The organism is Flavobacterium sp. GSA192 (assembly GCF_006386525.1).
Lineage (GTDB): Bacteria > Bacteroidota > Bacteroidia > Flavobacteriales > Flavobacteriaceae > Flavobacterium > Flavobacterium commune.
Genome location: NZ_VAHC01000003.1, coordinates 137,139 through 151,491, shown reverse-complemented (window position 1 = coordinate 151,491; position 14,353 = coordinate 137,139). Strand labels below are relative to the sequence as shown.

Below are 14,353 nucleotides of genomic sequence, written 5' to 3'. Positions count from 1 at the left end.
CATGATAAACTTTAAAAATCTTAATCTTCAAAATATAAAACAGCGATTTCAGGTCAAGAAGCCTTGGGATGATGTTATTATTTTTGTTTTGAATATTTTGATTAGTATTCCTGCTTTTATCATCGCACACCAAAACTTAATCGAATTAAATTGGGTACTCAATCTGGATCGAATACTCTTATTTCTTTTTATTTTAATAGCTACACAACTAGTTTTAAGGCTTCTAAGAACCATTATTATCTTTTGCATGATTCTTTATATCATGATGCTGTTTTACGGAACAGTGTTAGGAAACTATGGTTTTGAGAGTGTTTATGAGGATTATGATTCGATGATTTACACTATGTCTGACAATCCAAATCCACAGGACATTATTATTTCAAAGCTACTTCCTTTTCCTAACAAATCTGAAATTCTGAGTGCCATTGAATACCAAAATCCAAAGGTTCGAAATTTTGCCGTTATGGCAATTAATAAAAATTTCAAAAATGTAAAAGGATATGCTGATTATCGTGTTATTATTCAATGTTTTGCTGTTTTTAAAGAAATTAACAGCCGTTGGAATTATGTGAGCGATCCTAAAGACGGTGATTATATTGCAACTGCCAGCGAATCCTTAGCGTATTTGTCAGGTGATTGTGATGATCATTCTATTTTAATGGCTGCCTGTGTTCGCGCTATTGGAGGGACTCCAAGATTAATTCACACCAAGGGACACATTTATCCCGAAATTCTTATTGGAAGCATGAAAGACTTGGAAACAGCCAACTACTTAATCAAAAATATTCTGTTTCCAAAGGAAAGTTACGGAAAACAACTCCACTATCACATTGATGAACGTAACCAAATCTGGCTAAATCTAGACTATACTGCTAAATATCCCGGAGGACCATTTATGTCCGAAGAGATTCTGGGAGCTTTAACTCTAAATTAAAAAACCAATCTGCTAATCTTTTTTCTAAAAATAGCTATTAATTATTTGAGTTTTTCCTGCGTTGCCGCTCTTTAATAATCATTTCTAATTCACGACTGGTTTGTCCTATAACAGCCGTATTCTCCTGAGCACGTCGAATTAAATAAGGAACCACTTCTTTTACAGGACCAAAAGGCACATATTTAGCAACATTGTAACCTCTGGCAGCAAGATTGAAACTAATCGTGTCGCTCATTCCGTACAATTGACCAAACCAAATTCGGCTATCATTAGTAGCGATGTTCTTTTCCTCCATCAATAGCATCAAATAATAAGCACTGGATTCGTTGTGAGTCCCTGCAAAAAGCGAAAATTTATCCAAATTAGCAATACTATATTGTAATGCCAAGTCGTAATTTTCATCTGTTTCCTGCTTGCCGGAACAAATAGGCGATTTGTAATTTTCTTCTTCAGCACGCTCATTTTCTTTTTCCATATAAGCACCACGAACTAATTTGATTCCAACAAAAAAACCTTCCGATTGGGCTTTTTGATAGATTTCTTTCAAATAATCCATTCTGTCCCAACGGTACATTTGCACAGTATTATAAACAATCGCTTTTTCCTTATTGTATTTTTGCATCATTTCAAGAACTAATTCGTCAGCAGCCTTTTGCATCCAGCTTTCCTCGGCATCAATCAACACTGGTACATTTTTTTGATAGGCCGTTTGACACACTTTCTCAAAACGAGCTATAACATCAGTCCATTCTTTTTGTTCTTCTGGGTTTAAAACTTCCTGTTTTCCTGTTTTTTCATACAAATCAATACGTCCAAAACTCGTAGGCTTAAAAACCGCAAAAGGAATAGCCTGACGCTCTTTGGCAAATTCAATTATTTTTAGCGTTTTTTCGAGTGCATTCTCAAACTCAGTTTCTACAGCTTTTCCCTCAACAGCATAATCTAAAACCGTTGAAACTCCTTTGGTAAAAATAGTATCCACCACTTCGAGACAATCTTCTTCATTGATACCTCCACAAAATTGATTAAAGATGGTTTTTCGAATTAAATTCTCGACAGGCAGATGTAATTTCAAAGCCAAATTGATAAATCCGGTTCCGATTTTTACCAATGGTTTAAAATTCATCATTTTAAAAAGCAAATAGGATGTGTTTAAATCGGTGTTACTTTTTAAAGCAAAAGCAATTTCTGTGTCATCGAATAATTTTTTCATTTTTTTCGCTATTTAAAACAAATATAGCCAGAGTTATGAATATTAATTACTAGAAATTACCTTATTTTGCATTTCAAATTAATAAATACAGATGCAAACAATTCAAGCCAATAACTACCCAATCTATTTTAACGAAAAAGGATACGAAGCTTTAAATCTTCATCTAAGCCAAAATAAATATTCTAACATATTCATTCTTGTAGATAGCAATACCAATGAGTTTTGTTTACCAAAATTATTGCCTTACATCGAAACCGATTTGAATGTTGAAATTATCGAATTTGAAGCAGGTGAAGAAAACAAAAACATTGAAACCTGCGTTGAAGTTTGGAAAGTCCTTACAGAACTTGGCGGAGACAGAAAAAGTCTTGTTATTAATTTAGGTGGCGGTGTGGTTACTGACCTTGGTGGTTTTGTAGCTTCAACTTTTAAAAGAGGTGTTGATTTTATTCATATCCCAACTACTTTACTTTCTATGGTTGATGCCTCGGTAGGCGGAAAAAACGGGGTGGATTTAGGGAATTTGAAAAACCAAATTGGTGTTATCAATGTACCTAATATGGTTCTTATCGATACTCAATATTTAGAGACAGTTCCTCAAAACGAAATGCGTTCCGGTCTTGCCGAAATGTTGAAACACGGTTTGATTTACGATAAAAAATACTGGGAAGAATTTCTGGATATTTCAACTATTGATTTTGATGCACTTGACCAATTGATTTACCGATCAGTAGAAATTAAAAACGAGATTGTAAAACAGGATCCTACTGAGAAAAACATTAGAAAAGCTTTAAATTTCGGACATACTTTAGGTCATGCTATTGAAGGTTATTTTTTGGAGAGCGAAGTTAAAACTACCCTGCTTCACGGTGAAGCAATTGCAGTGGGAATGATACTTGAAAGTTATATTTCATTAAAGAAAGGACTAATTTCTCAAGAAGAATATATCCAAATTAAAGCAGTATTAAAGTCTATTTACGAAGATATTATTTTTGAAGAAGCAGACATCGATCCTATTTTAGAATTATTAATTCATGATAAAAAGAATGAATACGGAAGCATTCAGTTTGCATTAATTGAAGGTATCGGAAAGATTAAAATCAATCAAGCTGTTGAGAATGAATTGATTCTTGAAGCCTTTGAAGATTACAAATCTTAACTATTTTTTTTATAAAAAAGGATTGCATCACTTATATTTTATTTTTTACATTTGCCGCAATGAAAAAAGATCAAAAACAAAGAAATTACAACTCAAATCAGAACGTTAACAATAGTTCTTTATTAGGAATATTGAAACGTTTTAATTTAGTGAGTCCTTTTAGTTTTGATGTTTTTCAATATTTAAAATCAGGAAACGAAAAATTACAAATTGTATATGCTAATATTAGAGTTTGAATTACAGTTTAATTTTAAACATTAATCTGTAACATCACAAAAACTCTAAAAGCAATGAATACAAAATATTCTGATCTAATCAATCAAACCTACTATTTCCCACAGGAAGAATTCAAACTTAACAAAGACAATCTTCAGTTTCACAACATCGATTTGATGAAATTGGTTGAAAAGTATGGTACCCCATTAAAATTCACTTATTTACCTCAGATTTCCAACAATATCAACAAAGCCAAAAGTTGGTTTCGTAGAGCGATGGAAAAAAACAAATATGAGGGAAAATACTATTATTGTTATTGTACAAAAAGTTCTCATTTTGAATTTGTTATGAATGAAGCTTTCAAAAACAATATTCATGTTGAAACTTCATCAGCATTTGACATCAATATTGTTGAGAATCTTTTAGAAAACGGTAAAATCAACAAAAGCACTTATATCCTTTGTAATGGTTTCAAAAGAGACCAATACATTAGCAATATTGCCCGATTAATCAATAACGGACATAAAAACACGATTCCAATTATTGACAACTATGAAGAATTAGATTTACTTCAGTCGGAAATCAAAGGGAAATTCAAAATTGGAATTCGTATTGCTGCTGAGGAAGAACCTAAATTTGAATTCTATACGTCAAGATTAGGAATTGGATACAAAAACATTGTCTCTTTTTACAAAAAACAAATTCAGGAAAACGATAAATTAGAGCTGAAAATGCTTCACTTTTTTATCAATACCGGAATCAACGATACCGCTTATTACTGGAACGAATTGGTAAAATGTATCAAAGTTTACATCGCTCTTAAAAGAGAATGCCCTACTTTGGACGGTTTAAATATCGGAGGAGGTTTTCCAATAAAAAACTCTTTAGCATTCGAATACGATTACCAATACATGATTGACGAAATCATCAATCAGATCAAAATTGCCTGTGATGAAGCTGAGGTTGATGTTCCTCATATCTTTACCGAATTTGGTTCATTTACAGTAGGTGAAAGTGGCGGAGCAATTTACCAGGTTCTTTATCAAAAACAACAAAACGACAGGGAAAAATGGAATATGATTGACTCTTCATTCATCACTACATTACCTGATACCTGGGCCATAAACAAGCGTTTTATCATGTTAGCCGTGAATCGTTGGAACGATACTTACGAAAGAGTATTATTAGGAGGTTTAACTTGTGATAGTGATGACTATTACAACTCGGAACAAAACATGAACGCCATTTATTTACCAAAATACAACAAAGAAAAACCACTTTACATTGGCTTTTTTAATACAGGAGCTTATCAGGAAACCATTGGTGGATACGGCGGATTGCACCACTGTTTAATACCACAACCTAAGCATATCTTAATAGACAGAGATGAAAATGGTATTTTAGCTACAGAAGTATTTTCAGAACAACAAACCTCTGAAGATGTGTTGAAAATATTAGGTTACAAATAAAAAATAATTAACAAAACACACAATTAGTAAATTTATAATTTCATTATATTTGAGCCGATATAGATTCAAATACACATAAGTTTACAAAATATTTAAACCCCTTAAAATGAGTAAAGGACCGATCAGTCAGTTTATTGAAAAGCATTATTTACATTTCAATTCTGCTTCTTTAGTCGATGCCGCAAAAGCTTACGAACAACAATTAGCCAATGGTGCTAAAATGATGGTAAGTATGGCTGGTGCAATGAGTACAGCAGAAATTGGAAAAATCTTCGCCGAAATTATCCGTCAGGACAAAGTTCAGATTATCTCTTGTACAGGAGCTAACCTTGAAGAAGACATCATGAACTTAGTAGCTCACTCTCACTACGAAAGAGTGCCTAACTACCGTGATTTAACTCCTGAAGACGAATGGGCTTTATTAGAAAGAGGATTAAACCGTGTAACTGACACTTGTATTCCTGAGCACGAAGCTTTCCGTAGATTGCAAAAACACATCTACAAAATCTGGAAAGATGCTGACGATAAAGGAGAGCGTTATTTTCCACATGAATTTATGTATAAAATGCTACTTTCAGGTGTCTTAGAAGAATATTATGAAATTGACTTAAAAGACAGCTGGATGTATGCTGCTGCTGAGAAAAATTTACCTATTATTGTTCCTGGATGGGAAGACAGTACTATGGGGAATATCTTTGCTTCTTATGTAATTAAAGGAGAACTAAAAGCATCAACTATGAAATCAGGTATTGAATACATGACTTTCTTAGCTGATTGGTATCCAAAAAATAGTGAAAATGGTATTGGATTTTTCCAAATAGGTGGAGGTATCGCAGGAGACTTCCCTATTTGTGTAGTTCCAATGTTGTATCAAGACATGGAAATGCACAACATTCCGTTCTGGAGTTATTTCTGCCAAATCTCAGATTCTACAACCAGTTATGGTTCGTACTCCGGAGCAGTTCCGAACGAAAAAATTACTTGGGGAAAATTAGATATTACAACTCCTAAGTTTATCATTGAATCAGATGCTACCATTGTAGCACCATTAATTTTTGCTTATTTATTAGATTTATAATACCATTTTTATGAGAAGAATTATTGTTGAGTACGCTAAGCTGACAAACGAAATTTTAAACTTATTAGTTGAGAAATTTCCTGATGGATATGACGACGAAGATATTATTCGTTTCAAAAATGCTAAAAACGAATTAATAGAAGCTGTAGAAGTTCGCACTGAAGACACTATCTATTTAGTAAAAGTAAGTACTAAACTTGCTGACAGAATCGAAAATTTTGACGAAGACGATGATATAGACGATGATATCGAGCCAATTGCACCAATGAAAGGTTTAGATTTGGATGATGATATTAGCGATGATGATGACGAAGATGACAATGTTGACAAACCAGAATTAGACGACGACGATGAAGATGCTGACGACAAAAACATTGCGGACGATGACGATGACGAAGATGATGAAGATTAATTCTTAAAACATACAAAAAAGGAACTCAAAAAAAGAGTTCCTTTTTTAATTTTACCATTCCATAAAATGATTACTTCTCAAATATTACATACTACCCTTAAAGAAAATTTTGGATTTGAAAAATTCAGAAGCAATCAGGAAGAAATTATAAATACTATTTTACAAGGCAACGACACCTTAGCCATCATGCCTACAGGTGGCGGAAAATCCATTTGTTTTCAATTACCTGCATTATTGTTTCCCGGAATTACCATCGTGATTTCGCCACTTATTGCGTTAATGAAAGATCAGGTAGATAGTTTAAAAGCCAATGGAATTGCAGCTTGCTTTATTAACAGTACTCAAACAGAAGCCGAACAACAGCAACATATTGAAAACCTAAAAAATAACAAAGTAAAACTGGTTTACATTGCGCCCGAAAGTTTGTCCTATTTGGACAACGCTTTCAGTGTACTTACCATAAGCTCAATAGCTATTGACGAAGCGCATTGCATTTCCTCATGGGGACATGACTTTAGACCTGCTTATACCAATTTAGGCTATCTTAAAAACCGTTTCCCTACTACCCCAATTCTTGCTTTAACTGCCACTGCCGATAAAGCTACACGTCAAGATATTAGCAATCAATTAAAATTAAAAAATCCATCAATTTTTATTTCCTCTTTTGATAGAAAAAATCTTAGTTTAGAAGTGCGCCCTGCCCTAGACAGAGTCAAACAAATTATTGAATTCATAGAATCAAAACCTAACGATTCCGGCATTATTTATTGCCTTAGCAGAAAAACCACCGAAGAACTTGCTGAGAAACTCTCAAAAAACGGAATACCTGCCAAAGCTTATCATGCAGGTTTAGACAGCGAACTTCGCTCTAAAACCCAGGATGAATTCATCAACGACCAATGTCAGGTGGTTTGTGCCACCATTGCATTTGGGATGGGAATTGACAAATCCAATGTGCGCTGGGTAATTCATTACAACTTACCCAAAAACATCGAAGGCTATTATCAGGAAATTGGTCGTGCCGGTCGCGATGGCATGGCTTCAGAAACTATTTTGTTCGAGAGTTATGGCGATTTGATTCAGTTGCAAAAATTTGCTTCGCAGGGACAAAATGCCGAAATCCAATTGGCAAAACTCGAAAGAATGAAACAATATACTGATGCACTGAGCTGTCGCAGAAAAATATTGCTTTCTTATTTTGGCGAGATTGTTACCGAAAACTGTGGCAATTGTGATATTTGCAAAAATCCTCCCGCCTTTTTTGACGGAACCATCATTGCTCAAAAAGCACTTTCGGCTATTATTAGACTTCAGGAGTCCGAACCATTGGCCGTAATTGTTGATTTTTTACGAGGCTCAAAAAACGCCTATATTTACGAAAAAGAATATCAAAACTTAAAAACCTATGGCGTAGGTATTGAAACCTCTTGGCACGACTGGAATCAATACCTGATTCAATTGATTAATTTGGGTTATTGCGAAATTGCCTTTCACCAACAAAACAAAATAAGACTAACTCCTTTAGCCAAGAAAGTTTTGTTTGAAGGAGCAAAAGTCCAACTCAACAATGTTCAAAAGGTAGAAATAAATAAAACCGAACCAACAGCTAAAGCAAAAACAGTAGCCAATTCATTGTTTGAAAGCTTACGTAAATTGCGTTATGAAATAGCTAAAGACGAAGATGTTCCCGCTTATGTAATTTTTAGTGATGCCGCTTTACGCCAAATGGAAATTAATCGCCCTATGAGTGAAGAAGAATTGATTGCGATTGACGGGGTTGGAAAAGCCAAATTGGAAAAATATGGTGATGCCTTTATTAAAACCATTATAGCTTTTCAAAAAGACAAAAAAGTAAAATCTAAAAAAGAATCCAGCACCTACAAAGAAACTTTAGCTTTGTACCAAGAAGGATTCTCTACTGAAGAAATTGCCACAAAACGAAAATTAGGTGCCAGCACCATTATGTCACATTTGGCAAAACTATATTTAGACGGAGCTTCAATTGATTTACACGAATTTGTTTCAAATGAAGAAGTGAATTTAATAGCAGCAGCCCGTGTAAAACTAGAAAATCCTACTGCTTTAAAACCTTATTTTGATTATTTTGAAGAAAAAATAGACTACGGAAAAATCAGAATTGCTTTGGCAATCATTGAAAAAGAAGAAAATAACAACTAAGTAATTATGATTCATTCCTTTCCTCCTTTTGTCAACGCAGAAACCGAAATTCTAATTCTGGGAACCATGCCCGGAATTGCTTCGCTAGAAAAACAGGAATATTATGCACATCCACGCAATCATTTCTGGAAAATAATTTACACTATATTTGACAAATTACCCGTTGCTACCGTTTTCGAAGAAAAAATAAAAGTATTACAAACTAACAAAATTGGAATTTGGGATGTTCTGGAAAATTGCGAACGCAAAGGAAGTTTAGACATTCACATCAAAAATCATAAGCCAAATGATTTTGAAAATTTATTCAAACAATATCCAAATATTAAAAAGATCATCTTTAACGGAAAAGAAAGCCACCGCTATTTTATTAAAAATTTTGGGCAAATAAAAGGCATTACTTTTTATGTAATGCCTTCTACTAGTCCCGCTAATACGATGTCTTTTGAAAACAAGTTGGAAACTTGGTCTACTTGTTTTTATTAATTTAGGAGATACCTCTCCTTAAAAACTTTTTGATGGTGTTTTTGATGCCCAATGATAATAAAACCTATAGCTCGCACCGAAATTTCATTATTGGAAGCAATTCCAATTCTTTTTAATTGTTCATCTGAAAAACTCTTAAAAAGTGCCAAAGTACTTTGACGGACAATTGACAATTCAGTCAATAAACTTTGCAAATGTCTGTCGTTAGCATTTGTATTTAAAGCAAAAACATTTTCGTCAAACCCCGGTAATGGCGTTTTGTCATTTCTCGAAATTCGCAAAGCCCGATAAGCAAAAACACGTTCCGTATCGATGATATGCTGGATAATTTCTTTGATAGTCCATTTGCCCAAAGCATAGCGATAATCAAATTTATCCATTGGAATATCCTGAACAAAACGAATAAAATCATGAAGACTTATTTCTAAGTCTTCATATAAATCTCCATCACCTGCTGCATTTATATAAGTAGCATTGAATACAGAATATTCGTTTTCAGGTACATCAGTGCGCTTCATAATCGAATATTAAGCTGAATTTCTACTAGCATTAGTATTTCCAAACAAAGAACGCATTACGATTTTTTCGTACACTTTGATTAATTTATCATCCGGATTAGCTTCTTTATTCAATTCATTAATTCGCAACAAAGCATATTGTTGAATTGTCAATAAAGGTAATACAATACGCTCTCTCACCTGGATTGAAGCTATTCCGTCAGGATAATTCTCCATTAACTCTTTATGACCGGCAATTTTTAACAACAATCTTTTGGTTTCCAAAAATTCATCGTAGATATTTTGCCAGAATTCTCCAAATTCAGGATCATTTTTCATGTAAGCCGTTAATGGGAAAAATGATTTAGCCAATGACATCATACTATTTTCAAGTAATGTTTTGAAGAACATTGAACTATCATACAATGCCTGAACTTTGTCCCATTGATTTGTTTCTTCAAAATGTTTTAAAGCAGCTCCTACTCCATAAAATCCAGGAACATTTTGCTTCAACTGACTCCAGGACCCCACAAATGGAATTGCTCTTAAATCTTTAAAATCTAATTTTTCAGACTTACTTCTCTTTGAAGGACGGCTTCCGATATTAGTTTTGGCATAATATTTCAACGTACTCATTTTCTCTAAGTACGGAATGAATTTATCGTGATTCTTAAAGCTTAAATATTTTTTATATCCTAATTCCGATAATTGGTTCATCACCTCTTTATCTTCATCAGATAATTTATTCAAATCTTTATTAAATACCTGATTGGTAACTCCGGCACTTAATAAATTTTCTAAGTTATGACGGCAAGAATCTAAAGTTCCAAAATTAGAACTAATAGTTTGTCCCTGAACAGTTACCTGAATTTCTTTGTTTTCGATATTTGGTCCTAAAGAAGCATAGAATTTATGTGTTTTTCCTCCTCCACGAGCTGGTGGTCCACCACGTCCGTCAAAAAATATCACTTTTACACCATATTTTCTGGACATCGCAGTAAGCTGCTCTTTAGCCTGATAGATACTCCAGTTAGCCATTAAATAACCTCCGTCTTTTGTACCGTCAGAGAATCCAAGCATGATAGTTTGCTTCATTCCTCTGCTTGCAACATGCGCAGCATAAACCGGATTTGTATATAATTGCTCCATAACATTATGTGCATTTTGCAAATCATCAACCGATTCAAATAAAGGCACAATATCTACTGAAGGGAATTCCCAATTGTTTAATCTAAACAAAGCAAATGCTTCTAAGACATTTACCGCATTTTCATTGTTACTGATAATGTAACGGTTAGCTCCTAACTCGCCATTAGCTGTTTGAATTTGTTGGATTGCACGAATAGACTCCAAAGTCGATTTGGTCATATCGTTCTTAAAGTCTTCAGGATTCAAATCTCCTTTTGCATTTGCTAAAACTTCAATCTTCTCATTTTCCGATAATTCGTAATAATTTTTAGGAAAAACATTTTCTCCTTTCTCTAAATAAAAATCGAATACATCTTTGAATACAGCATCGTGAATCTTGCTGTTTTGACGAATATCTAAAGTAGCAAAATGGAATCCGAACAGGTTTATTTTGATAAGCAAAGCTTCTAATTCATCAAGATATAAAGACTGATGTTGCTCTACAATAATGGTTTTTATCTTAATTAATTGAGATTTAAACTCTTCTAAGGTAATGTAGATTTCACCTCTTGAATAAAAAACAGAACGATATAGTTTGTTTTCAAGTTCAGCAACTAAAACATCTACACCAGGAAAAGTTAACTTTCTTTTTAAGTCTCTCATTTCAAAATAATAACATTTTAAAATAGAAGTTCTTAAACGGTCAGCAACTTTTAGAGTAATATCAGTAGTTACAAATGGATTTCCATCTCTGTCTCCTCCCGGCCAAAATCCAAGTTGGATAATCGGATTTTTAATTCCCTCCGGAGAAATATTAGTTTCCAGATAATGCATCATATCACCAGCGGTGTTATAAAATACATTTTCTAAATACCAAATCAAACTTACTGCCTCGTCAAAAGGATTTGGTTTTTCATTTTTGATAAACGGAGTTTTTCCTAATTGCGCTAAAAGCTGTTTGATTTGAAGTAAGTTATTATCACGAATTGCCTGAGTCAAATCGTTAATAATTCCTAAAACAGCACCTGGATAAAACTGTGTAGGATGCGCCGTTAAAACAGGTCTTACATTAAAATTTTCTAAAAACTCAACTAATTCTTCATTTTTCCCTCTGGCATCCGCTTTTTCTTTAATATCTCTCAAAGAACCACGTCCCTCCATATTATTTACAATAGGAAAAGCTGCGTCTTCTATAGCATCAAACAATACAATTTGACGTTCAATATACTGGATAAAACGAAACATTAAATCAATTTTATCGGCCTCTACGTCAGTATGTAAATATTTTTTAGAGAAAAACTCAAATATTTCCTTTGGTGTTTCCATTTTTCTAAAACCTGTTTCACAAACCTCTGTGAACAAAGGCAGTAAAGCACCTGTATTGTCTATAGAATCAAAAGGTAAAGTAATGAAAACGCTGTTGTAAATATTATATTTAGAAAGAACATTTTGTTTAAAACGTTCAATTTTAGGGAGCGTGTACATAAATTATTGTTGAATTATTTAGTTAATTTTATCGTTGTTTTGAAAAAAAATAACCCCAAGAGTCAACTTGAGGTATTATTTTAAAATAACATTCAAGTTCTTAGATTACATATTTTTGAAGATAGTATGCATCAAACGCTTCTTGTCGTTGATACTTTCTTCAAGAGAAATCATTGTTTCAGTTCTGTAAACACCATCAATATCGTCAATCATAAAGATTACATCTTTAGCATGTTTAGTATCTTTAGCTCTAATCTTGCAGAAAATATTAAACTTTCCTGTAGTTACAGAAGCCACAGTTACGAATGGAATTTCATTAATTCGTTGCAAAACAAACTTAGTTTGAGAAGTGTTATTTAAAAACACCCCTACGTAAGCAATAAATGAATAACCTAATTTATCATAATCAAGAACCAATGAGGATCCCATTATAATACCTGCGTCTTCCATTTTTTTAACTCTAACGTGGACTGTTCCAGCAGAAATCAATAACTTTTTAGCGATATCTGTAAACGGAACTCTCGTATTGTCAATCAACATGTCTAATATCTGATGATCTACTTCATCTAAACGGAACTTACTCATATTTCTTTAATTATATTATTAATTATCATTTTAAAGCATAAAAATATACATTAAATTGATAAACTCGTACAAAAAATTAGTTTTTTATCAGTCCATTAACAAAATTAAGTTTTTTATCTAAACTAAAATTTGCTTTTTGATCTAATTTAGGAACATTTTCACCACCATCTTCATAAAGAGCTCCCTGAGCATCATAAACCTCATGACCAAAGAATCCTTCTAAATCATCAAGTCTGGCAATATAAGCGTTGAAATTGATTTTACCATCAACCAATTCTTCCTTATACTGTGCAGCAAAATTCGTTATTTTTTCAATACCGTCATAATTTATTTTAACCTTTTTGTATATAAAATCATAAAAAACGACTTTATTTTGAGGAATATTCAAATAATCCTCCGTTCTATTAATTTCTATAACGTTTTCGTTAAGTATTGTGAAACTCGAAACCAACGCCATAAAAACATATTTTCGGGTAACTTCTCTTTGATAATCTCCCGGAAAATGACCTGCCTCAAACAAAATTGTTGGCACTCCTAAATACTGAAAGGTATCGCCAATACAATTAATATTAAACGAATCATCAAATCGACCTATTTGCCCCGGAATAAATTCCTGCAAAACAGCATTCATTCCGGCAATCAGATTAATAGCTTTTTGTCTGGAATCATTTATTTCTCTTTCTTCATTATAAGAAGGCGCCAAAAAAGATACAGTAGCGGGTTTTCCGGTATCAGCAACACCAAATATAGTACGTTGATCATGAAGATTATAACAAAAATCAGGTTGAAATTCCTCAAAAACCGCTCGCAAAACTTTACTTTCCGGTTGAGTAAGATCTTGTGAATCTCTATTTAAATCAATTTCATTGGCATTAGCACGAGTATATAATGTAGCTCCATCAGGATTCAACATAGGTAAACAACAAAAAGTAAAACTACTCAATAATTCTTTGGCCAAATCAGAACCACTATGCAACACATTTAAAAAGTCAAATAATGCTTTTGTAGTGGTACTTTCGTTACCATGCATTTGTGACCAAAGATAAATTTTAGTTTTTCCGGCACCAATAACATACTTATAAATTGGTCTTCCCTGAACTGATTTTCCAATAACCGAAAGTTGATTATCTGTATTAATTCTTTTCAAAATAGGCTCAATAGACTCTAATGTCAAATACCTGCCTTCAATCGTTTTTTCCTTGTTGTCAAGAAACAACTGCTCTAAATTCATAATCTAATATATTTGATTTACAAAAGTAAACATCTTTATTTTTACATTTGTAAACTGAATTTTATTGAATTGTTTTAATATTGTAAACAGTTTTTCTAGCCTTATTAGACAAGCTTAATTCAAAACAGTTAACAAATGTTATTCGTTTTTAAAACAATATATAAATATAATTATTTCAGTAACTTAAGTAGAAACAATTAAACCTAAATATAAACTACTAAAGATATTTAACATCGATTTACAACTGTAAATTTGTAATCCAAACTAGTTTTGGTTACATTTGTA

The 14,353-nt window shown here is 32.9% G+C and carries 13 protein-coding genes; 8 read left to right on the top strand and 5 right to left on the bottom strand.

The annotated features are described in order from the left end of the window. Position 1: 1 nt before the first annotated feature. Complete coding sequence (locus FDM27_RS07510; protein ID WP_140485807.1) at positions 2-934, top strand: transglutaminase; 933 nt, start codon at positions 2-4, stop codon at positions 932-934. 37 nt (positions 935-971) lie between these two features. On the opposite strand, the gene FDM27_RS07505 is transcribed toward FDM27_RS07510, so the two are convergent. Beyond that, the gene (locus FDM27_RS07505) at positions 972-2,147 is read right to left on the bottom strand and encodes a proline dehydrogenase family protein (RefSeq protein WP_140485806.1); all 1,176 of its coding nucleotides are present in this window, start codon (positions 2,145-2,147) and stop codon (positions 972-974) included. Between the two features lie 91 nt (positions 2,148-2,238). Between FDM27_RS07505 and aroB the strand changes: the two genes are divergently transcribed. From aroB to FDM27_RS07475, 7 genes are all read left to right on the top strand, one after another. Further along, positions 2,239-3,306, top strand: coding sequence for a 3-dehydroquinate synthase (gene aroB / locus FDM27_RS07500; protein ID WP_140485805.1), 1,068 nt, complete (start codon positions 2,239-2,241; stop codon positions 3,304-3,306). Between the two features lie 59 nt (positions 3,307-3,365). After that, entirely contained in the window at positions 3,366-3,542 is a 177-nt protein-coding gene (locus FDM27_RS16050) for a hypothetical protein (protein ID WP_181161647.1), read from the top strand. A gap of 54 nt (positions 3,543-3,596) precedes the next feature. After that, positions 3,597-4,991, top strand: coding sequence for an arginine decarboxylase (locus FDM27_RS07495; RefSeq protein WP_071185727.1), 1,395 nt, complete (start codon positions 3,597-3,599; stop codon positions 4,989-4,991). 106 nt (positions 4,992-5,097) lie between these two features. Continuing rightward, positions 5,098-6,069: a deoxyhypusine synthase family protein gene (locus tag FDM27_RS07490; protein ID WP_071185726.1), complete on the top strand. Its 972-nt coding sequence runs from the start codon at positions 5,098-5,100 to the stop codon at positions 6,067-6,069. Positions 6,070-6,079: 10 nt separating this feature from the next. Next, the gene (locus tag FDM27_RS07485; RefSeq protein ID WP_071185725.1) at positions 6,080-6,481 is read left to right on the top strand and encodes a DNA primase; all 402 of its coding nucleotides are present in this window, start codon (positions 6,080-6,082) and stop codon (positions 6,479-6,481) included. 66 nt (positions 6,482-6,547) lie between these two features. Continuing rightward, on the top strand, positions 6,548-8,659 hold the full coding sequence (gene recQ / locus FDM27_RS07480) for a DNA helicase RecQ (protein WP_140485804.1): 2,112 nt from the start codon (positions 6,548-6,550) through the stop codon (positions 8,657-8,659). 6 nt (positions 8,660-8,665) lie between these two features. Next, a complete protein-coding gene (locus FDM27_RS07475; protein WP_140485803.1) occupies positions 8,666-9,142 on the top strand; it encodes a DNA-deoxyinosine glycosylase in 477 nt (158 codons plus the stop codon). Here FDM27_RS07475 and FDM27_RS07470 read toward each other — a convergent pair. The 4 genes from FDM27_RS07470 to FDM27_RS07455 all read right to left on the bottom strand — a co-directional run bounded on the left by FDM27_RS07470 (position 9,139) and on the right by FDM27_RS07455 (position 14,068). Beyond that, entirely contained in the window at positions 9,139-9,660 is a 522-nt protein-coding gene (locus tag FDM27_RS07470; protein ID WP_140485802.1) for a DinB family protein, read from the bottom strand. The two genes, FDM27_RS07475 and FDM27_RS07470, sit on opposite strands and share 4 nt — an antisense overlap. Before the next feature lie 9 nt (positions 9,661-9,669). Beyond that, complete coding sequence (locus tag FDM27_RS07465) at positions 9,670-12,252, bottom strand: phosphoenolpyruvate carboxylase (RefSeq protein ID WP_071185721.1); 2,583 nt, start codon at positions 12,250-12,252, stop codon at positions 9,670-9,672. A gap of 105 nt (positions 12,253-12,357) precedes the next feature. Then, positions 12,358-12,837, bottom strand: a complete 480-nt coding sequence (locus tag FDM27_RS07460; protein ID WP_007139244.1) for an Lrp/AsnC family transcriptional regulator — start codon at positions 12,835-12,837, stop codon at positions 12,358-12,360. A 76-nt stretch (positions 12,838-12,913) separates the two neighbouring features. Continuing rightward, on the bottom strand, positions 12,914-14,068 hold the full coding sequence (locus FDM27_RS07455; protein WP_140485801.1) for a M14 metallopeptidase family protein: 1,155 nt from the start codon (positions 14,066-14,068) through the stop codon (positions 12,914-12,916). Positions 14,069-14,353: the final 285 nt, after the last annotated feature.

Coding starts and splice junctions, on each gene's coding strand:
- FDM27_RS07510 (WP_140485807.1), top strand. CDS start 2: ATGATAAACTTTAAAAATCTTAATCTTCAAAATATAAAACAGCGATTT.
- FDM27_RS07505 (WP_140485806.1), bottom strand. CDS start 2,147: ATGAAAAAATTATTCGATGACACAGAAATTGCTTTTGCTTTAAAAAGT.
- aroB (WP_140485805.1), top strand. CDS start 2,239: ATGCAAACAATTCAAGCCAATAACTACCCAATCTATTTTAACGAAAAA.
- FDM27_RS16050 (WP_181161647.1), top strand. CDS start 3,366: ATGAAAAAAGATCAAAAACAAAGAAATTACAACTCAAATCAGAACGTT.
- FDM27_RS07495 (WP_071185727.1), top strand. CDS start 3,597: ATGAATACAAAATATTCTGATCTAATCAATCAAACCTACTATTTCCCA.
- FDM27_RS07490 (WP_071185726.1), top strand. CDS start 5,098: ATGAGTAAAGGACCGATCAGTCAGTTTATTGAAAAGCATTATTTACAT.
- FDM27_RS07485 (WP_071185725.1), top strand. CDS start 6,080: ATGAGAAGAATTATTGTTGAGTACGCTAAGCTGACAAACGAAATTTTA.
- recQ (WP_140485804.1), top strand. CDS start 6,548: ATGATTACTTCTCAAATATTACATACTACCCTTAAAGAAAATTTTGGA.
- FDM27_RS07475 (WP_140485803.1), top strand. CDS start 8,666: ATGATTCATTCCTTTCCTCCTTTTGTCAACGCAGAAACCGAAATTCTA.
- FDM27_RS07470 (WP_140485802.1), bottom strand. CDS start 9,660: ATGAAGCGCACTGATGTACCTGAAAACGAATATTCTGTATTCAATGCT.
- FDM27_RS07465 (WP_071185721.1), bottom strand. CDS start 12,252: ATGTACACGCTCCCTAAAATTGAACGTTTTAAACAAAATGTTCTTTCT.
- FDM27_RS07460 (WP_007139244.1), bottom strand. CDS start 12,837: ATGAGTAAGTTCCGTTTAGATGAAGTAGATCATCAGATATTAGACATG.
- FDM27_RS07455 (WP_140485801.1), bottom strand. CDS start 14,068: ATGAATTTAGAGCAGTTGTTTCTTGACAACAAGGAAAAAACGATTGAA.